Annotated in this window: 20 protein-coding genes and 1 pseudogene; 14 read left to right on the top strand and 7 right to left on the bottom strand. The window is 74.9% G+C overall.

Annotation, left to right across the window (positions count from 1 at the left end):
• Nucleotides 1-70 precede the first annotated feature (70 nt).
• The 7 genes from F8271_RS14385 to F8271_RS14355 all read left to right on the top strand — a co-directional run bounded on the left by F8271_RS14385 (nucleotide 71) and on the right by F8271_RS14355 (nucleotide 5,787).
• Nucleotides 71-1,054 (top strand): zinc-binding alcohol dehydrogenase, encoded by a 984-nt coding sequence (locus F8271_RS14385; RefSeq protein ID WP_151490278.1) that lies wholly within the window; start codon nucleotides 71-73, stop codon nucleotides 1,052-1,054.
• 2 nt (nucleotides 1,055-1,056) lie between these two features.
• Nucleotides 1,057-1,455 (top strand): 6-carboxytetrahydropterin synthase, encoded by a 399-nt coding sequence (locus F8271_RS14380; RefSeq protein WP_151490277.1) that lies wholly within the window; start codon nucleotides 1,057-1,059, stop codon nucleotides 1,453-1,455.
• On the top strand, nucleotides 1,455-2,534 hold the full coding sequence (locus F8271_RS14375; RefSeq protein ID WP_225854540.1) for a glycosyltransferase family 4 protein: 1,080 nt from the start codon (nucleotides 1,455-1,457) through the stop codon (nucleotides 2,532-2,534). Before F8271_RS14380 ends, F8271_RS14375 begins: the two co-directional genes overlap by 1 nt.
• Nucleotides 2,531-3,349, top strand: coding sequence for a class I SAM-dependent methyltransferase (locus F8271_RS14370; protein WP_151490276.1), 819 nt, complete (start codon nucleotides 2,531-2,533; stop codon nucleotides 3,347-3,349). Before F8271_RS14375 ends, F8271_RS14370 begins: the two co-directional genes overlap by 4 nt.
• A 65-nt stretch (nucleotides 3,350-3,414) precedes the next feature.
• Complete coding sequence (locus F8271_RS14365; RefSeq protein WP_151490275.1) at nucleotides 3,415-4,347, top strand: lysylphosphatidylglycerol synthase transmembrane domain-containing protein; 933 nt, start codon at nucleotides 3,415-3,417, stop codon at nucleotides 4,345-4,347.
• Nucleotides 4,348-4,405: 58 nt separating this feature from the next.
• Nucleotides 4,406-5,089 carry a GTP cyclohydrolase II gene (gene ribA / locus F8271_RS14360; protein ID WP_151490274.1) on the top strand — a complete coding sequence of 228 codons (684 nt, stop codon included), beginning with the start codon at nucleotides 4,406-4,408 and terminating at the stop codon, nucleotides 5,087-5,089.
• Nucleotides 5,086-5,787, top strand: coding sequence for a dihydrofolate reductase family protein (locus F8271_RS14355; RefSeq protein ID WP_151490273.1), 702 nt, complete (start codon nucleotides 5,086-5,088; stop codon nucleotides 5,785-5,787). Before ribA ends, F8271_RS14355 begins: the two co-directional genes overlap by 4 nt.
• Here the strand turns inward: F8271_RS14355 and F8271_RS14350 are convergent.
• Nucleotides 5,754-6,224, bottom strand: coding sequence for a hypothetical protein (locus F8271_RS14350; RefSeq protein WP_151490272.1), 471 nt, complete (start codon nucleotides 6,222-6,224; stop codon nucleotides 5,754-5,756). The two genes, F8271_RS14355 and F8271_RS14350, sit on opposite strands and share 34 nt — an antisense overlap.
• A pseudogene (locus F8271_RS14345) lies at nucleotides 6,217-7,455 on the bottom strand (molybdopterin-dependent oxidoreductase); the annotation flags it as partial. The pseudogene F8271_RS14345 and the gene F8271_RS14350, both read right to left, overlap by 8 nt.
• A 198-nt stretch (nucleotides 7,456-7,653) precedes the next feature.
• On the opposite strand from F8271_RS14345, the gene F8271_RS14340 reads away from it, so the two are divergent.
• Complete coding sequence (locus F8271_RS14340) at nucleotides 7,654-8,718, top strand: NAD-dependent epimerase/dehydratase family protein (RefSeq protein WP_151490270.1); 1,065 nt, start codon at nucleotides 7,654-7,656, stop codon at nucleotides 8,716-8,718.
• Between the two features lie 287 nt (nucleotides 8,719-9,005).
• On the opposite strand, the gene F8271_RS14335 is transcribed toward F8271_RS14340, so the two are convergent.
• Complete coding sequence (locus tag F8271_RS14335; RefSeq protein WP_151490269.1) at nucleotides 9,006-10,400, bottom strand: hypothetical protein; 1,395 nt, start codon at nucleotides 10,398-10,400, stop codon at nucleotides 9,006-9,008.
• Nucleotides 10,401-10,545: 145 nt separating this feature from the next.
• Here F8271_RS14335 and F8271_RS14330 point away from each other — a divergent pair, with 145 nt between their 5' ends.
• Genes F8271_RS14330 through F8271_RS14320 form a run of 3 tightly spaced genes read left to right on the top strand, consistent with a single transcriptional unit; the run spans nucleotide 10,546 to nucleotide 12,595 of the window.
• Complete coding sequence (locus F8271_RS14330; protein WP_151490268.1) at nucleotides 10,546-11,220, top strand: glycosyltransferase family 2 protein; 675 nt, start codon at nucleotides 10,546-10,548, stop codon at nucleotides 11,218-11,220.
• A complete protein-coding gene (locus F8271_RS14325; protein ID WP_151490267.1) occupies nucleotides 11,217-11,897 on the top strand; it encodes a TIGR04282 family arsenosugar biosynthesis glycosyltransferase in 681 nt (226 codons plus the stop codon). The genes F8271_RS14330 and F8271_RS14325 overlap by 4 nt, the downstream gene beginning before the upstream one ends.
• Nucleotides 11,894-12,595: a class I SAM-dependent methyltransferase gene (locus tag F8271_RS14320; RefSeq protein WP_370461906.1), complete on the top strand. Its 702-nt coding sequence runs from the start codon at nucleotides 11,894-11,896 to the stop codon at nucleotides 12,593-12,595. The genes F8271_RS14325 and F8271_RS14320 overlap by 4 nt, the downstream gene beginning before the upstream one ends.
• A gap of 11 nt (nucleotides 12,596-12,606) precedes the next feature.
• Here the strand turns inward: F8271_RS14320 and F8271_RS14315 are convergent, their stop codons facing one another.
• Both F8271_RS14315 and F8271_RS14310 read right to left on the bottom strand, forming a co-directional pair.
• The gene (locus F8271_RS14315) at nucleotides 12,607-13,620 is read right to left on the bottom strand and encodes a sensor histidine kinase KdpD (RefSeq protein ID WP_151490266.1); all 1,014 of its coding nucleotides are present in this window, start codon (nucleotides 13,618-13,620) and stop codon (nucleotides 12,607-12,609) included.
• Nucleotides 13,613-14,305 carry a response regulator transcription factor gene (locus tag F8271_RS14310; protein ID WP_151490265.1) on the bottom strand — a complete coding sequence of 231 codons (693 nt, stop codon included), beginning with the start codon at nucleotides 14,303-14,305 and terminating at the stop codon, nucleotides 13,613-13,615. Before F8271_RS14310 ends, F8271_RS14315 begins: the two co-directional genes overlap by 8 nt.
• Before the next feature lie 162 nt (nucleotides 14,306-14,467).
• Here F8271_RS14310 and F8271_RS14305 point away from each other — a divergent pair, with 162 nt between their 5' ends.
• Entirely contained in the window at nucleotides 14,468-14,929 is a 462-nt protein-coding gene (locus F8271_RS14305) for a GNAT family N-acetyltransferase (RefSeq protein ID WP_151490264.1), read from the top strand.
• 104 nt (nucleotides 14,930-15,033) lie between these two features.
• On the opposite strand, the gene F8271_RS14300 is transcribed toward F8271_RS14305, so the two are convergent.
• Nucleotides 15,034-15,465: a Rieske (2Fe-2S) protein gene (locus tag F8271_RS14300; protein WP_225854537.1), complete on the bottom strand. Its 432-nt coding sequence runs from the start codon at nucleotides 15,463-15,465 to the stop codon at nucleotides 15,034-15,036.
• 151 nt (nucleotides 15,466-15,616) lie between these two features.
• Here F8271_RS14300 and F8271_RS14295 point away from each other — a divergent pair, with 151 nt between their 5' ends.
• On the top strand, nucleotides 15,617-16,189 hold the full coding sequence (locus F8271_RS14295) for a nucleosidase (RefSeq protein WP_192580286.1): 573 nt from the start codon (nucleotides 15,617-15,619) through the stop codon (nucleotides 16,187-16,189).
• A 9-nt stretch (nucleotides 16,190-16,198) separates the two neighbouring features.
• On the opposite strand, the gene F8271_RS14290 is transcribed toward F8271_RS14295, so the two are convergent.
• Nucleotides 16,199-16,588, bottom strand: coding sequence for a low temperature requirement protein A (locus F8271_RS14290; RefSeq protein ID WP_192580285.1), 390 nt, complete (start codon nucleotides 16,586-16,588; stop codon nucleotides 16,199-16,201).
• A 166-nt stretch (nucleotides 16,589-16,754) separates the two neighbouring features.
• Between F8271_RS14290 and F8271_RS14285 the strand changes: the two genes are divergently transcribed.
• Nucleotides 16,755-17,606, top strand: coding sequence for a S1 family peptidase (locus F8271_RS14285; protein ID WP_151490262.1), 852 nt, complete (start codon nucleotides 16,755-16,757; stop codon nucleotides 17,604-17,606).
• The last annotated feature ends 95 nt before the right edge of the window (nucleotides 17,607-17,701 follow it).

The following is a 17,701-nucleotide window of genomic DNA, read 5'->3' as shown; positions in this document are numbered from 1 at the left end:
CGACCCCGACAGGGAACACGGAAAAAGTGGCCGTTCGGTTCGGCCGGGAGCAAAGGTGAGGTGCGCGACGGTGATCCGCGAGGCGTACGCCTGCTGGGTGCGCGAGCCCGGCACGGCCGAGATCCGGCCGGTGTCGCTGCCCACCCCGGGCCCCGACGAGGTGCTGGTCCGGGCGCGCTACTCCGGGGTCAGCCGGGGCACCGAGACGCTGGTCTTCGCCGGTCGGGTGCCCGCCGACCAGTACGCCGCGATGCGCGCGCCGTTCCAGGAGGGTGACTTCCCCGGCCCGGTGAAGTACGGCTACCTGAGTGTGGGCGTGGTCGAGCAGGGTCCGGCGCACCTGCTCGGACGCACGGTGTTCTGCCTGCACCCGCACCAGAGCGCGTACGTCGTGCCGGTCGACGCCGTGGTGCCGGTGCCGGATGACGTGCCGCCCGCCCGCGCGGTCCTCGCCGGCACGGTGGAGACCGCCGTCAACGCCCTGTGGGACGCCGCGCCGCTGGTCGGCGACCGGGTCAGTGTCGTCGGTGCCGGGATGGTCGGCTGCTGCGTCGCGGCGCTGCTCGCCCGGTTCCCCGGCGTACAGGTCGAACTGGTCGACACCGACCCCCGCCGGGCCGGGGTGGCCGGCGCGCTCGGCGTCGGGTTCGCCCAGCCGGACGACGCGACCGGCGACCGGGATCTGGTGGTGCACGCCAGTGCCACCGCCGCCGGTCTGCAACGCTCCCTGGACCTGCTCGGGCCCGAGGGCACCGTGATCGAGCTGAGCTGGTACGGCGACCGCCAGGTGCAGGTGTCCCTGGGTGGGGCGTTCCACTCCGGACGGCTGACCGTCCGCAGCAGCCAGGTCGGCATGGTGGCGCCCGCCCGACGGGGACGGCGCAGCTACACCGACCGGCTGGCGCTCGCCCTGGATTTGCTCGACGACCCGGCCTTCGACGCGCTGATCACCGGCGCGTCGAGGTTCGCGGACCTGCCCGACGTCCTCGCCAACCTGAGCACGGGTAACCTGCCCGCGCTCTGCCACCTCATCACCTACGACGACGGGGAGTGACCGTGTTCAGCGTGACCGTTCGGGATCACATGATGATCGCCCACAGTTTCCGGGGCGAGGTGTTCGGCCCGGCCCAGCGCCTGCACGGCGCGACGTTCGTGGTGGACGCGACGTTCCGGCGACCCGACCTGGACGCCGACGGGATCGTCGTCGACATCGGCCTGGCCACCGAGCAGTTGCGCGCGGTGCTCGGCGAGCTGACGTACCGCAACCTCGACGACGAGGCGGCGTTCACCGGGGTGAACACCACCACCGAGGTGCTGGCCCGTACGGTCGCCGACCGGCTGGCTGACCGGGTGCACGCCGGCGAGCTGGGCGCGGGAGCGCGGGAGCTGGCCGGCATCACGGTCACCCTGCACGAGTCACACGTCGCGTGGGCCAGCTACGGGCGGTCGCTGTGATCGCCGCGGGCCGCGCGGCGCCCGCCGGCGGGCCGGTCACGACCGGTCGTACGGTGCACGTCGTCCTGCCCGGTGACATCGACGACCCGGCGACGCCCAGCGGCGGCAACTTTTACGACCGGCGGATCTGCGCGGGGCTCGGCGAGCAGGGCTGGCCGGTACGGGAGCATCCGGTGCCCGGCGCGTGGCCGCGGCCCGCCCCGGCCGACCGGGCGGAGCTGGCTCGGCTGCTCGCCGGCCTGCCGGACGACGCCGTGGTGCTGCTCGACGGCCTGATCGCCTCGACCGTGCCGGATCTGCTCGCCCCGCACGCCCGGCGGCTGCGTCTGGTCGTCCTCGTGCACCTGCCGTTCGACGACGAGGCCGAGGCCCGCGCGTTGGCCACCGCGCGGGCCGTCGTCGCCACCAGCGAGTGGACCCGCCGCGCGCTGGTGGCCCGCCATCCGCTGCTCGCCGACCGGATCAGGGCCGCGCCCCCGGGGGTGACGCCGGCGCCGCCCGCACCCGGCTCCGCGGCCGGTGACCGGCTGCTCTGCGTCGCGGCGGTCGCCCGGCACAAGGGCCACGACGTGCTGGTCGACGCCCTGTGTACGCTCGCCGGGCTGAGCTGGACGCTGGTCTGCGCGGGGACGCTGGACCGGGAGCCGGACCTCGTACACCGGTTGCGCGCGCGGATGGCCGGTGCGGGCCTCGTCGAGCGGATCCGGCTGGCCGGACCGCTGACCGGTGCGGCGCTGGACGCCGCGTACGCCGGCGCCGACCTGCTGGTGCTGCCGTCGCGCGGGGAGACGTACGGGATGGTCGTCACCGAGGCGCTGGCCCGTGGCCTGCCGGTGTTGGGCACCGACGTCGGGGGCCTGCCGGAGGCGCTCGGTCACGCCCCCGACGGTGACCTGCCGGGGCTGCTGGTCGCCCCGGGCGACCCGGCCGCGCTGGCCGGCTCGTTGGCCCGCTGGCTGGGCGACGACGCGCTGCGCGCCCGGCTGCGACGCGCCGCCCTCGCCCGACGCGACACCCTGACCGACTGGCCGGTGACGACCGCGTCGCTGGCCGCCGTCCTGGAGGAGGTGGCGGCATGACCGTCGAGGAGACCCTGCCGTTCGCCGACTGGCTGCGGCTGCGCGAGCCCGCCGACGCGGCGGCCCGCGCCGAGGATCTGGTGGACGCCGTGCGACCCCGGCTGACCGGCGGGCGCCCGACGGTGATCCACGACCTGGGCAGCGGCACCGGTTCGATGGGTCGGTGGCTGGCCGCCCGGCTGCCCGGCCAGCAGCACTGGATCCTGCACGACCGGGACGCCGACCTGCTGGCCCGCGCCGCCGACGACATGACCGGCCTGACCGCCGCCGACGGCGCCCCGGTCACCGTCAGCACCCGCTGCGGCGACCTCACCCGGCTGACGTCCACCGACCTGGCCGACGCCGCCCTGGTCACCGCGTCCGCGCTGCTGGACATGCTCACCGCCGAGGAGATCGACCGGGTGGTGGCCGCCTGCGCCGGCCGACCCACCCTGTTCGCCCTCTCGGTGACCGGGCGGGTCCGGCTCACCCCGGCCGACCCGCTGGACACGGCGGTGCAGGCCGCGTTCAACGACCATCAGCGTCGTACCGTCGACGGCCGGCGGCTGCTCGGCCCGGACGCCGTCGCGGCCACCGCCGCCGCGTTCGCGCGCCGGGGCGTCGACGTGCGGGAACGGCCCAGCCCGTGGCGGCTCGGACCGCAGCACGCCGACCTGGCCGCCGAATGGTTCCGGGGCTGGCTGGGCGCGGCGTGCGAACAGCGCCCGGACCTGCTCGACCCGACCCGGTCGTACGCCCACCGCCGGCTGGCCGACGCGGCTGCCGGCCGGCTCACCGTGCTGGTGGAGCACAGCGACCTTCTCGCCGGCGGATGAACTGTTCGTGCCCCGGGTACGTGCACTAGGGCAACTGGACGATCTTCAAGGGGAGGCCGGCGCCGATGGTCTGGGCCTGGGCACGAGTGGTCGGCGGGGTGGGTCTGCTCGCCGTCCTGCTGTGGCAGGTGGGCAGCGGCCCGTTCCTCGCCGGGGTACGGCTCATCGACGCGCCGGCGTTGGCCGCGGCGCTGGTCATCGGTGTGCTCACCACGGTCTGCGCGGCCTGGCGGTGGAGCCTCGTCGCCGGTGGCCTGGGTGTGCGGCTGCCACTGGCGACCGCGGTGGCGCACTGCTACCGGGCCGTGTTCCTCAACGCCACGCTGCCCGGCGGGGTGCTCGGCGACGTGCACCGGGCGGTACGCCACGGCCGTGACGCCGGTGACGTCAGCCGGGGCATCCGCGCGGTGATCTGGGAACGGACCGCCGGCCAGGTCGTCCTCGTGGGTGTCGCGCTGGTGGTGCTCGCCGTGTTCCCGTCACCGGTGCGGTCGTACCTGCCGGTCGCCGCCGCGCTGCTGGTCGGGGGCGGTCTGGTCACCGTGCTGGCGGCGCGGGCCCTGCCCGGTGGCGGTGGGTCGCGCTGGGTGCGGGCACTGCGGACCGCCGTGGCCGACGTGCGCGCCGGGTTGCTGGCGCGCCGCACCTGGTTCGGTGTGGTGGTCGCCTCCGCCGTGATGGTCGCCGGCCACCTGGCCACCTTCCTGGTGGCGGCACGCACCGCCGGCGCGGACGCCCCGCTGTCCCGGCTGCTGCCGTTGACGCTGCTCGCCCTGCTCGCCATGGGGTTGCCGCTGAACATCGCCGGCTTCGGACCGCGCGAGGGCGTCGCCGCGTGGGCGTTCGGCGCGGCGGGACTCAGCGCGGCCCAGGGCGTCGCCACCGGCACCGTCTACGGTGCGCTGGTGCTGGTCGCCAGCCTGCCCGGCGCCGCCGTGCTGCTGGCCCGGCGGAGGATTCCGGTCACCCGGGAAGCCACTCCCGGCGTCGACTGTTGAGCCGGTTGTGAGACGGTACGCGCCGCCGACTGACGGTGGCGCCGGACAAAGGTGTCCCATGCCCGAAGCATTGCCGGTCGCCACGATCCGTACGCAGGTCACGGTGCCGCTGGCGTTTCCGGACGGCTACACCACGACCGTCCGGGTGTTCTCGTTCAAGGGGCTGGTGGACGGTCGGGAGCACCTCGCCCTCGGTCTCGGCGACTGGGCGGGCGCGCTGGACCGGCTCGCCGCCGGTGGCGAAGCCCCGCTGGTCCGGCCGCACAGCGAATGCCTGACCGGGGACGTGTTCGGCAGCCAACGCTGCGACTGCGGTCCGCAGCTGCGTGAGGCGGTGCAGCGGATCACCGAGACCGGTGGTTTCCTGCTCTACCTGCGCCAGGAGGGCCGGGGCATCGGCCTGTACGCCAAGCTCGACGCGTACGCGTTGCAGGACGCGGGGCTGGACACCTACCAGGCCAACGTCGCGCTCGGCCGGGGCGAGGACGAGCGGGACTACACCGCCGCCGCGCAGATGCTCGCCACCCTGGGTGTGCCACGGGTCCGTCTGCTCAGCAGCAACCCGGACAAGGCCGAGCAGCTGACCCGCCTCGGCGTGGACGTCGCCGAACGGATCCCCACGAGCGTCTTCCTCTCCCCGGCCAACGCCCACTACCTGGCGGCGAAGGCGGCCAAGGCGGCGGAGACCGAGGCGGCCGAGGCGCTGGCGGGCCTGACCCCCGACCGGCCCGACGCCCGGTGAGCTGCCGGCCGGCGCGGCCGTACGTGCTGTTGAGCTGCGCCACCTCGATCGACGGGTACATCGACGACGCCACCGAGCAGCGGCTCCTGCTGTCCAACGAGGACGACCTGGACCGCGTCGACGCCGTCCGGGCCAGCTGCGACGCGATCCTCGTCGGCGCCGGCACCGTCCGCCGCGACGACCCCCGGCTGCTGGTGCGCAGCGCGGCACGCCGGGCCGAGCGGGTGGCGTCCGGCCGATCGGCCTCGCCCTGCAAGGTCACGTTGACCGCCCGGGGTGACCTCGATCCGACCGCCCGGTTCTTCACCGTCGGTGATGCCACCCGCCTCGTCTACTGCGCCACCGGCGCGCTGGACAAGACCCGGGAACGGTGCGGTCGGGCGGCCACCATCGTCGACGCGGGCGAGCCGATCGACCCCGCCTGGCTGCTGGCCGACCTGGCCGCACGGGGCGTACGGCGGCTCATGGTGGAGGGCGGCGGGACGGTGCACGCCCAGTTCCTCACCGCCGGCCTCGCCGACGAGCTGCACCTCGTGGTGGCACCGTTCTTCGTCGGTGACGGCCGGGCGCCCCGGTTCGTCGGCGAGGGACGTTTCCCCTGGCACCCGGGCCACCGCGCCCGGCTGGCCGAGGCCCGGCAGATCGGCGACGTGGTCCTGCTCCGCTACGCGCTCTCCGACCGCTTCGATGACGCCTGACGACGCCGCAGGAGCCAGCCGAGCGCACTGATCAGGAACAGCGCCGCGCTGAGCAGGAGCCAGCGCACCAGGTACGGACGCTGGTCCTGGCCGGTCGCCGCGAGGTGGGTGGTCTCGCCGAGGCGGAGGATTCCGGGGGAGTAGACCAGGAACAGCAGCGCGCTGCCGAGCGCCGGCACCCGCAGGTGGTTGAGCAGCGTGACACGGCCGCGAACCAGCGTACGCAGGACGCGGTCGACGGCCGCGTACACCGGGAACAGCACCAGGTCGTGGGCAATGACGGCGCCGAGGAACCACAGCAGCATCCGCCCGGCCGTCGCCTCGTCGGCCACCCGCAACGCCACCCAGCCGGCGAGCACGATGGCGGCCGTCACCAGGACCAGGTGCCAAGGCCCGGCGCCGTAGCGGGCGCGCAGCCGGGCGGCCCGCTCAGCCATCGGCCCGGCCCCGGAAGTCGATCTCGGCGACCCATTTCGTGCAGTGCACCCCGGGCAGGGCCGGCACGATGACCCGCGCCGGGTAGCCGTGGTCGGGGGAGAGGTCGACACCGTTGACCCGCAGGGCGAGCAGCGAGTCCGGATCGAGGACCTGATTGGACGCGAGGATCGCCGTGCGGAACAGCCCGGCCTGCTCCAGCGACGACACCCGCGCGCTGGCCGGCTCGGCGACACCGGCCAGGGCGGCCAGGTCACGCAGCCGTACGCCGGTCCACGTCTGCCGGGTCGACCAGCCCTCCACGCAGGAGATCGGCAGGGCGGCGGTGTGCTGCGCCATGGCCAGCAGCGCGGGCCGGTCCAGGGTCACCGTCCGGCCGTTGCCGCGCAGGGCCAGCCGCCAGCCGGGGCCGGTCTGCTCGGGGCGTACGCCGGCGGCGGCGACGGTGCGGTTGACCGGGAAGCCGTTCGGCCCGGGGCCGGGCTGTCGTCCCCGGGGCAGCAGCAGCGCGGTGCGGCGCAGCGGACCGTCGAGGCTCTGCCCGATGGTGAGGACGGCGAGCAGCAGCGCCCCGCCTCCGACCAGGCCGACCGCGCCGCGCCGGCTGACGGTGGCCGGGCCGGGTACGGCGGCGACCAGGCCGTCCGGGTCGGGCGGCTCGGGCCGGGTCGCGGCGCGCGACGTCCGTGCCTCCGCGCCCAGCGGTCGGGACCGCAGCGCGGTCACCAGCCGGGGAAACTTGATGACCACGTGCGCCACGAACGCCCCGGTGAAGATCCAGGCGCCGAAGTAGTGGGCGGTGTAGAAGTCGAACCCGAACACGTACGAGTACTGGATGTTGAGCAGGCCGGTGGCGATCTGGAACAGGATCCCGCCGACCAGCAGCAGCAGGGTGAGTCGTTCCAGCGCCTGGGCCAGCGAGCGGGCCGGCGGCCAGTCGAACAGCTTCGGCAGCACCGACCACAGCTTGCCCAGCACCACCGGGATGAGCACGATCCCGAGCGTCACGTGCAGCCCCTGGGTGACCCGGAACAGCCAGGACGGCCTGGTCGGCCAGTCGAAGGCGGGCAGCCGCAGCCAGCCCACGTTCGTCGGGAACGCCTGGTCGAACCGAGGACCGTAGGCGGCGTAGTCGAGCAGCCCAGTGATGATCACCAGGGGCAGCGCGACCAGCAGCGCCGTCCCGTAGATCGCGGTGAGCCAGGGGCCGCGCAGCGGACTGCGCCAGCTTCGCTCGACCGTGTCCACCCCGGGTGGTTTCGGAGACACCGCAGCTCCCTCCTCGTACTGCCGGCAGGTTAGACCGCATCGGTGGCGCGGTTCCGGGTTTGCCGCATTACCGAACGCTTACCGACCGGAATCTGTTGTGAACTCCTTACGGGTCACGCGAACCGGCCCACCGGGCACCCGTCCCGCCCTACCGTGACGGGAATGCGGGTACTGGTCACCGGCGCGGCCGGTTTCATCGGGTCGCAGGTCGTCGACCTGCTCCTCGATCAGGGGCACGACGTGGTGGCGCTGGACGCGCTGCTGTCCCAGGCGCACGGCGGGGAGTTGCCCGCCTGGTCGCGCCGGCACGACGTGGTCCGCGGCGACGTCCGCGACGGCCCCCTGTTGGACCGGCTGCTGGTCGGCGTGGACGCGGTCTGCCACCAGGCGGCGATGGTCGGGCACGGTCTGGACCCGTCGGACGGCCCCGACTACGTCGCGCACAACGACTACGGCACGGCGGTGCTGCTGGCGGCGCTGCACCGCGCCGGGATCGGCCGGCTGGTGCTGGCCAGCTCGATGGTGGTCTACGGCGAGGGGCGCTACACCTGCCCCGCCCACGGGGCGGTGCGTCCCGCGCCCCGCCGGCCCGAGGACGTGGCCGCCGGCCGGTACGACCCGACCTGCCCGCGCTGCGACCTCGGCCTCGACCCGGCGCTGGTGCCCGAGGACGCTCCACTGGAGCCGCGCAGCACGTACGCCGCGAGCAAGCTCGCCCAGGAACACCTGGCGGCGGCGTGGGCGCGGCAGACCGGCGGCGCGGTCTGGGCGTTGCGCTACCACAACGTCTACGGCCCCCGGATGCCCCGCGACACCCCGTACGCCGGGGTGGCGTCGATCTTCCGATCGGCGCTGGCCGCCGGTGAGGCGCCCCGCGTGCTGGAGGACGGCCGGCAGCGCCGCGATTTCGTGCACGTCACCGACGTGGCACGGGCCAACCTGCTCGCCCTGGCCAGCACCGCGCCGCCGGCCACGCTCACACCGGTGAACGTCTGCTCCGGTGAGCCGCACACCGTCGGCGAGTTGGCGGTCACCCTCGCCGCGGCGATGGGCGGCCCGGCCCCGCGGGTGGTCGGCGGAGCGCGGGCGGCCGACGTCCGGCATGTGGTGGCCGACCCCCGCCGTGCCGCCGAACTGCTCGACTACACCGCCCGGGTCAGCTTCGCCGACGGGGTGGCCGGCTTCGCCACCGACCCGTTGCGCGAACCGGCCGCCGTCGCTGGCTGAACCACCGTCGGTCTCCGCGACCGTCGGTCTCCGCGACCTCGTCCCTCGCCGCCCTCGGCCCTCGCCCCCTCGCCCCTGGACGGCGCCGCCCGGGCGAGGCATATCTGAATGAGCGTGATGCCTGTGAGTCATCAAGATGACTCACAGGCATCACGCTCAACCGAGTGGTCGCGCCCCGGAGCACCCCGACCGGTGGAGGTGGCCGAGGATGACGACCGGGTCGGGTGCGGGCTGCGGGCTGCGGGGAGCGGGCAGCGGGCTGCGGCTAGGACATCGCTAGGACATCGCTAGGACACCGTCCAGACCAGGTGGTTGACGGCCAGCGCGGTGGCCGCCTGCGCGGCCAGCCACCAGCGCCGCGACCCCGCCGGCAGGTGGGCGGCGGCCACCAGCAGCCACACGATGAACGGCAGCCAGATCCGCTCCACCTCGGCCTTGCTCAGCCCGGACAGGTCCGCCCCGAGCACCGTGACCAGGGCCGCGAGCGGCAGCAGCACGGTGGGGCCGGCCGCGCGTACCGCCGCGTCCACGCGGGACGGCAGCGAGCCCTGCGGCGCCGGCCACCGGGACCGGGCGGTCGACAGCACCCGGCGCAGCGCCGGCCCGAGCACCGGACCGGCGCTGAGCAGCAGCGCGGCCAGGTTGGCCCACACCCAGTAGCCGTACGGGCGGTCGGCCGCCCAGCCCTGGTAGTACCGCTCGACGACCAGTTGGTAGCCGACCCACCAGGGGAAACCAGCCGCGACGAAGGCCGCCGTCACGGCGGCCACTCCGGCGCCGGCGGTGAGCAGGGCACCCCACCGATGGGTACGGCGCAGCGCCAGCACGGCCAGCGCCAGCACGCCGACCAGCAGGAACCCGTACGAGAGGTGCAGCGCGAAGCCGAGCAGCGCGCCACCGGCCGCGGCGGTGGCCCGGCCACGGACCGCCAGCAAGGCCAGCCCGGCGGCCACCACGGCGGCGAAGATCCCGTCGGCGGAGGCGCCCACCCAGACCGCACCCGGCAGCAGCACCAGGAAGGGGATGACCGCGCGGGCGGCGTCGGCCGCGCCGAGGGCCCGCAGCGTGACCGGCACCGACACCGCGACGGTGGCCCCGACCAGCACGCACGCCAGCGCGGCGGCGGCACCTCCGCCGAGGCCGATCCGGTCCAGCCAGACGAAGATCAGCAGCGCGCCCGGCGGGTGACCGGCGGTGTGGGTGGACCAGGAGTCCGGCTGGAAGTCCGCGATCCGGTCGGTGAAGCCGGCCAGCATCGCCGGGATGTCGGTGATCCGGGGAACCTCGTGCAGGTACTCGGCCTGCGGCGTCAGTCGCTCCGCCAGACCCGCCGACCAGCCGTCCACCAGGGCCAGCGACAGCGTCCACGCCACCGCCGTCAGCCACGCGGCGACCAGCAGGAGGCCCCAGCGGGCGGTACGCGCCCAGCGCGCGCCCCAGGCCACCACCGCGACCGCGACCAGCACCGCGGCGGGGCTGCCCCAGCCGACGTGAGGGCCCCACGTCGCGTACAGCGGGGCGGCGTCGGCGTGCAGGCCGGCGTCCCGCGCGTTCAGCACCGCGCCCACCAGCACGGCCGCGGCGAGCAGCGTCGCCTCCACGCCCAGCACCAGCAGGTCACCGGGACGGCGGCGGGTCGGCGTCCGCCCGGAGGCGGTCGGGGGTCCGGTGGTCGAGGTCATGACCACCGGACGGTACGGCGACTGCCGGCCTCCGCGCCGTGGAACCGCCGGGCCGTCACCGGACGGTAAGAAATGCCCAGGTGGTAAGGGTTCGGTAAGCACATTTCGGCCTCCGCCCGCCGGGTACCGCCCTAGCGTCGGCGGTATGGCGACTCAGATCGACGTGGTGCTGCCCTGCCTGGACGAGGCGGCCGCCCTGCCCGGCGTGCTCACCGCACTGCCGGCCGGCTACCGGGCCATCGTGGTGGACAACGGTTCCCGCGACGGTTCACCCGAGGTCGCGGCCCGGCACGGTGCCCGGGTCGTCCACGAGCCCCGCCGTGGGTACGGCGCGGCGGTGCACGCCGGACTGGAGGCCGCCGACGGTGACCTCGTGTGCGTCCTCGACGCCGACGGCTCGTTCGACCCAGCAGAGCTGCCCGCGCTGGTGGCACCGGTGGCCGCCGGCATCGCGGATCTCAGTGTGGGCCGGCGGCGACCCGTCGGCGCCGGCGTGTGGCCCTGGCACGCCCGTGTCGGCACCGCGCTGGTCGCCGCGCTGCTGCGCCGCCGGGGCGTACCGCTGCGGGATCTCAGCCCGATCCGGGTGGCCCGCCGCGACGCGCTGCTCTCCCTCGGGGTCACCGACCGGGCCTTCGGCTACCCCCTCGAACTGCTGATCCGGGCCGCCGCCGCCGGCTGGCGGATCCACGAACTGGACGTCACGTACGCGCCTCGGGCCGCCGGCACCCGCTCCAAGGTGTCCGGCTCGGTCCGGGGCACCCTGCGCGCCACCCGCGACTTCGCCGGTGTGCTGCGGACCGTGGACGGCTCCCGGTGACGGTCCTGCTGGTGGTCGCCAAGGCGCCCGTACCCGGTGCGGTGAAGACCCGACTCTGTCCGCCGGCCACCGCCGCGCAGGCGGCCCGGATCGCCGCCGCCGCGTTGCGCGACACCCTCGACGCCGTCCGCGCCACCCCGGGCGTGACCCCGGTGCTGGCGTTCACCGGCCGGCTGGCCGAGGCCGAGGACGCCGCCGCGTTGACCACCGCGCTGACCGGATGGGAGGTGCTGGAGCAGCGGGGCGGCGGGCTCGGCGACCGGCTCGCCAACGCGTACGCCGAGGTGGCCGAGGCGTACCCGGGGCGGCCGGTGCTGCAGATCGGGATGGACACCCCGCAGCTGACCCCGGCCCGGCTGGCCGCCGCGATCCGCCGGCTGCGCGCCGCCGACGCGGTCCTCGGCCGCGCGGCCGACGGCGGCTGGTGGTCGCTCGGGCTGCGCGATCCCCGACACGCGGGGGTGCTGCGCGAGGTGCCGATGTCGACGCCGCACACCGGCCGCGACACGTGGGCGGCATTGAGCGGGCGGGAGCTGCGCACCGCGCCGCTGCCGGTGCTGCGCGACGTCGACGAGTGGCCGGACGCCCTGGCCGTCGCGGTGGAGGTGCCCGACGGTCGGTTCGCCCGGCAGGTCGCGGCGGTCCGCCTCACCCTGGTGCCGGGGAGCCGGCGGTGAACCCGGTCGACACGGCCCCGCGGGTCGCCGTCGCGGGACCCGCCGGCAGCATCGGCGCGGACGGGTTCGCCGCCGTCCTGGCCGACCCCGCGTCCGCCGGGCGGTGGCTGGTGGACGGTGACGGCGTCCGCAGGTCACTGCCAGTGGACCGCTGGCACGGCGACGCCGAGCCGGCGGTCGCGGGGCTGGTCACCCGCTGTGCCGGGCCGACGCTCGACCTCGGCTGCGGGCCGGGCCGGCTCACCGTGGCGTTGACCCGCGCGGGGCTCACGGCGGTGGGTGTGGACGTGTCGGCGGCGGCCGTACGACTGACCCGCGCCCGCGGTGCGGTGGCCCTGCGCCGCGACCTGTTCGACCCGCTGCCCGGCGAGGGCCGCTGGGCGCACGCCGTGCTGATCGACGGCAACATCGGCATCGGCGGCGACCCGGTCGCGTTGCTGCGCCGGTGCCGGGAACTGCTGGTACCCGGCGGCACGGTGCTGGTCGAGCTGGAGCCGGCCGGCGCCGGGCTGTGGCAGGGCCAGGCCCGGGTGGCCGCCGCGCACCGGGCCGGCCGGTTACTGCTCGGGCCCGCGTTCCGCTGGGCCCGCCTCGACGTGCACGCCGTGCACCCGGTCGCCGGCGCGGCGGGGCTCGGCGTGCGGCAGCTGTTCCGTCGGGGCCGGCGCTGGTTCGGTGAGCTGGGGCCGAGCCGCTGACGCCGGCAACGTCACGCCGCCGGGAGGCGGACCACGAAGCGACAGCCACCGACCACGTTCTGCACGTCCACCCGGCCACCGTGCGCCTCGACCAGCCCCCGCACGATCGCCAACCCCAGCCCGCCGGAGCCGTCCCCACCCGAGTCGGGCGTCCGGGCCGGCTCGCCCCGGAACGCCACATCGAACAGTCGGGGCAGGTCGCCCTCCGGAATGCCACCGCAGGTGTCCGCGACCGCCAGCCAGGCCGCGTCGCGTTCACACCCCGCGTCCACCCGGACGGTGCCGTCGCTCGGTGTGTAGCGCACCGCGTTGAGCAGCAGATTGCCCACCACCCGGGCCAGCTCGGGCTCGCTGGCCAGCACGGTGGGCCACCCCGACTCGGCGGCGACCAGGCGGATGCGTCGGGCCTCGGCCAGCGGTGCGGTGCCGGACAGCGCGTCGGAGACCACCTCGCCCAGCGGCACCGCCGACATCGTCAGCCGCAGCGCGCCCGCGTTGATCCGGGACAGCTCGAACAGGTCGTCGACGAGGCGCGTCATCCGGTCGGTCTGCGTCCGGATACGGCGGTGGTACTCGGCGACCGTCGCCGGGTCGTCGACCACCCCGTCCTCCAGCGCCTCGGCCATCGCCCGCAGACCGGCCAGCGGAGTCCGCAGGTCGTGCGACACCCAGGCCACCAGGTCCCGGCGGCCCTTCTCGACCCGTCGTTCGCGTTCCCGGGCCTGGTCCGCCCAGACCGCGGCCGCCGCCAGCCGCCGCCCGAAATACCAGCCGACGGCGAGACTCACGGCCGCCGCCGCGGCGACGGTGAGCAGCACGACCTGGAGATCGTGCGGGGACAGGAACATCGCCTGCGCGACCACGACGACCCCGGCCACCACGGCGGCGACCGTGATCGTGAGCAGGACGCACACGTGTACGGTGATCGACCGGTCGCGCAGCAGCCGCAGGATCAGCGCGCCGAGCACACCCACACCGAGGGCCGCCGCGAGGGCCGCCGCGAAGATCAGCGCCAGGTCACGCATCGGCCGGCTCGTACCGGTAGCCGACGCCCCAGACCGTGACGATCCGGCGCGGCTCGGCCGGGTCGTCCTCGATCTTCTCCCGGAGCCGCCGCACGTGGACCGTCACCGTGGACTGGTCGCCGAAGTTCCACCCCCACACCCGCTCCAGCAGCTCGGTGCGACGAAACGCCCGCCGCGGGTGCCGCATCAGGTGCGCCAACAGGTCGAACTCCCGCACCGTCAGGGCCAGCTCGCGGCCGTCCAACCGCGCGATCCGCGGCCCGGTCGCGACCTGCAGGCCCGCGTCGGCCAGCATCTCGGCCGGCGGCCCGGCCGGCTCGCCGGCCCGGCGCAGCACCGATCCGACACGCAGCACCAGCTCACGCGGGGAGAACGGCTTACTCAGGTAGTCGTCGGCGCCCAGTTGCAGGCCGAGCACCCGGTCCGCCTCGTCGCCACGCGCGGTCAACATGATGATGGGTACGCCGTCCGGCCGCTCCCGCAGCCGCCGGCACACCTGCAACCCGTCCAGCCCGGGCAGCATCAGATCCAGCACCACCAGGTGCGGCGCCCGGTCCCGGACGGCCTCCAGGGCGGCCAGGCCGTCCCCGGCGTGGCTGACGTCGTACCCGGCGTGCTCCAGGTAGCGGCAGACCACGTCGCTGACGGTCCGGTCGTCGTCGACCACGAGCACCCGCTGGGTCACCGGTCACCTCCCCGACCAGCGTAGCCAGCACCGGTACGGCCGGCGATTCCGCAGATCTTGCGGTCTTCTTACGTCCTGCCGTCACCGCCCGGAAGGTCGCCACCTTGATGTGCCGCAGTCGCGGGGTAGGTGGACCCGTGGTCGCTCGGTAGGGTGGCTGGCGTGCCGCGACTGGTGAGGATCACTCAGGACAACGTCGAGGCCGCGTGCCGGCTGACCGTCCGACCGGAGCAGGAGAAGTTCGTGTCCCCGGTCGCCTGGTCCCTCGCCGAGGCGTACGCGCAGCCCGAGATCGCCTGGCCACGCCTGATCGTCGAGGGCGACGAGATCGTCGGCTTCCTGATGGGCTTCTTCGACATCGGGTGGCACCCGGACCAGCCCGACGACCTGCGATCGGGTCTGTGGCGGCTGAACATCGCCGCCGAACACCAGGGGCGGGGGTACGGGCGCTTCGCGGTGCGGGCCGTCCGCGACGAGGCTCGCGCACGTGGGCGCGACCGCGTGTACACGACGTGGGAACCGGGACGGGACGGTCCGGAGGCATTCTACCTGAAGCTCGGGTTCGACCCGACCGGGGAGATCAGCGGTGGCCAGGTCGTCGGAGTGTGCCACCTGACCGAGTGATCAGCGGGGCGGCGCGCTCTGCGTACGATGCGGGGTCGAGTTCCCCTGCGGCGCGGAGAAGGACTTCGTCCTGTACCGCTTCGCCGACGACTGACCGGGCGGGGTCAGGCGCGGGTGATCGTCGTACCGTCGACCGTGATCGGGATTTCGGTCAGGCCCTTCGGGGCGGGACCGTCGAGGCGGGCGCCGTCGGCGACCGCGAAGGTGGACTTGTGCGCGGGGCAGGTGATCACCCCGTCGCGGGGAGCGCCGACCCGTACGCCCTGGTGCGGGCAGGTCGCGTCGTACGCCCGGAACGTGCCCGCCTCCGGTTGGACGACCAGCACGCCGCTGGTCACCGTGCCGCCGCCCACCGGTACGTCGGCGGTCTGGGCCAGCACGGCGCCGGCCGTGGCGGTGGCCTGACCGGCCGGGCTGTCGCCGGTGCCGCAGGCGCTCAGCAGGCCGGCGGCGCCGACCGCACCGGCCCCGGTCAGCAGGGCGCGCCGGCTCAGGCACCAGCGGTTGTCGCGGAGGAACTCCTGCCCGTCGTACACCCTCGTCACCTCTTTCGTCGCGGCCCGGACCGCCGGGGTCCGGTGGCTCGCGGGACCAGCCTGCCGCACGTTGCTGGACGCGCGATGCGACCGCGCTGAACGGTGGCTGGGTGCGGGCGGTGGGCGAGCGCTGGGCCCGTACGATGCTCCGGTGATTCTTCGGGGTACGATCCGCGCCGATCGTCCGTTGGTGGTGCTCGCCGTCGGGGAGGAGGCCCGCTACCTGCCGCCGGACCTGCCGGTGCTGCTCACCGGCATGGGCAAGGTGAACGCCGCCAGCGCGGTGTCGGCGGTGCTGGCCGCCGGGCCGCGTCCCAGCCTGCTGCTGAACCTGGGTACGGCCGGTGCGCTGCGCCCCGGGTGGGCGGGCATCCACGAGGTCGCCACCGTGCTCCAGCACGACCTGGACACGGCCCTGCTGCGCACGCTCACCGGCGAGACCTACGGCGCACCCCTGGCGTTGGCCGCCGAGGGCGCGGTGCTGGCCACCGGCGACACGTTCGTGGCCGACGACGACGCGCGGGACCGGTTGGCGCAGCGCGCCGACCTGGTCGACATGGAGGGGTACGCGGTGGCGTGGGCCGCCGCGCAGGCCGGCGTGCCGTGCCGGCTGGTCAAGCAGGTCAGCGACGAGGCGGGCGACGGCGCGGCCCGGACGTGGCGGGATTCGGTGGACGCCTGCGCCCGGGACCTCGCCGACTGGGCCGGTCGGCACCTCGCCTGACCGTGGAGGTCATCCGGCGGGTCGTCGCGGTCCGAGCCCTCGCGTGGTTTCCCGGCCGTCGGCCACGGGGACCAGGACGTGCCCGGCCAGCGCGAGGACCATGATCGCGGTGACCAGCACCGGTGGCCAGCCGCCGGCCCAGGGCAGCATCAGCAGGGGCAGCAGTTGCCACGCAATTCGCTGGTACGGCAGGCGGGCGGACAGCAGATAGGTGAACAGTGCCCGGCCGAGCACGAACACCAGCGGCCCGCCGATGATCAGCATCAGCCACCGCGCCGGTGTCGGTCCCGTCGGACGGTCGACGACCAGATCGAAGGAGGTCGCCGTGACGGCCACGCCGACCAGCAGCACCAGGTGGGTGTACGGCGCGATCCGGGTGGACCGGCCGGGCACGGACACGGCCGAGGTCTCGAGCAACTCGCCGGCCCGAAAGACGTAGATCTGGCGGCACCCGTCCGAGGATCGGCGAATCCCACGGGTGTGACGTCGGCGCGAGGTTGCCATGGCATCGGCCGTCGGGCGATGCTTGTCGCATCCATCAATCTCGATCTTTGCGGAGGTTCGGATGCGCCGCTCCCCGCTCGTCGCCCTCGTCCTGACCGTCCTCCTGCTCGTCGCGCCCGGCGCCGCGCAGGCCGCCGTGCCCGACCGGGCCACCGCCGATCCGGCCGCCGTGCTGGCCGGGGTACGCACCGCGGGTACCGCCTGGGGCCTCGACCCGGCCACCGGCCGGATGGCCCTCACCGTCGACGACACCGTGGCGCCCGCCGAGCTGACGGCGCTACGGGCGGTGGCCGAGCGGGCCGGCGCGCAGCTGCGCCGGGAGCCGGGGACCCTGCGGCCCCTGATCGCCGCCGGCCAGGCCGTCTACGGCGGTGGCGGCCGCTGCTCGCTCGGCGCGAACGTGCGCAGCGGCAGCACCTACTACGTCATCACCGCTGGGCACTGCACGACCACCGCCAGCACCTGGTACGCCGACAGCGCCCAGACCACCGTGCTCGGCACCCGCACCGCCACCAGCTATCCCGGCAACGACTACGGGCTGATCCGATACACCGGCCGGATCGCCCATCCGAGCGCCATCTACACGTACCCCGGCCTGCTCACCGTCTACGGCACGGGCACCGCGTACATCGGTCAGGCGGTGTGTCGCAGCGGCAGCACCACGGGCGTGCGCTGCGGCACCGTCACCGGCCTCAACCAGACCGTCAACTACTCCACCGGCGTGATCTACGGGCTGATCCGCACCAACATCTGCGCCGAGCCGGGGGACAGCGGCGGACCGCTGTACGTGGCCTCCACCGGCACCATCCTCGGCATCCTCTCCGGCGGTACCGGCAACTGCACGGCCGGCGGCACCACCTACTACCAGCCGATCGCGGAGGTGCTGGCCGCGTACGGGCTGACACTGCCCTGACTGACCCCGTTGCGGAGAGCGCAACGGGTTGCCCACCACGCGCAACCACGCCTAGGCTCGGTGGCACCCCGGCCCCGAGCCCGTGAGGACGTGCG

This window comes from Micromonospora sp. ALFpr18c, assembly GCF_008868155.1.
GTDB lineage: Bacteria > Actinomycetota > Actinomycetes > Mycobacteriales > Micromonosporaceae > Micromonospora.
The sequence above is the reverse complement of the archived record's forward strand: the minus strand, read 5'-3'. Positions and strand labels throughout refer to the sequence as shown.

Excerpts from the sequence above, each read along its gene's own strand:
- F8271_RS14315 (WP_151490266.1), bottom strand. The coding sequence starts at position 13,620 with ATGCGTGACCTGGCGCTGATCTTCGCGGCGGCCCTCGCGGCGGCCCTC.
- F8271_RS14330 (WP_151490268.1), top strand. The coding sequence starts at position 10,546 with ATGGCGACTCAGATCGACGTGGTGCTGCCCTGCCTGGACGAGGCGGCC.
- F8271_RS14370 (WP_151490276.1), top strand. The coding sequence starts at position 2,531 with ATGACCGTCGAGGAGACCCTGCCGTTCGCCGACTGGCTGCGGCTGCGC.
- F8271_RS14335 (WP_151490269.1), bottom strand. The coding sequence starts at position 10,400 with ATGACCTCGACCACCGGACCCCCGACCGCCTCCGGGCGGACGCCGACC.
- F8271_RS14365 (WP_151490275.1), top strand. The coding sequence starts at position 3,415 with ATGGTCTGGGCCTGGGCACGAGTGGTCGGCGGGGTGGGTCTGCTCGCC.
- F8271_RS14285 (WP_151490262.1), top strand. The coding sequence starts at position 16,755 with ATGCGCCGCTCCCCGCTCGTCGCCCTCGTCCTGACCGTCCTCCTGCTC.
- ribA (WP_151490274.1), top strand. The coding sequence starts at position 4,406 with ATGCCCGAAGCATTGCCGGTCGCCACGATCCGTACGCAGGTCACGGTG.
- F8271_RS14350 (WP_151490272.1), bottom strand. The coding sequence starts at position 6,224 with ATGGCTGAGCGGGCCGCCCGGCTGCGCGCCCGCTACGGCGCCGGGCCT.
- F8271_RS14340 (WP_151490270.1), top strand. The coding sequence starts at position 7,654 with ATGCGGGTACTGGTCACCGGCGCGGCCGGTTTCATCGGGTCGCAGGTC.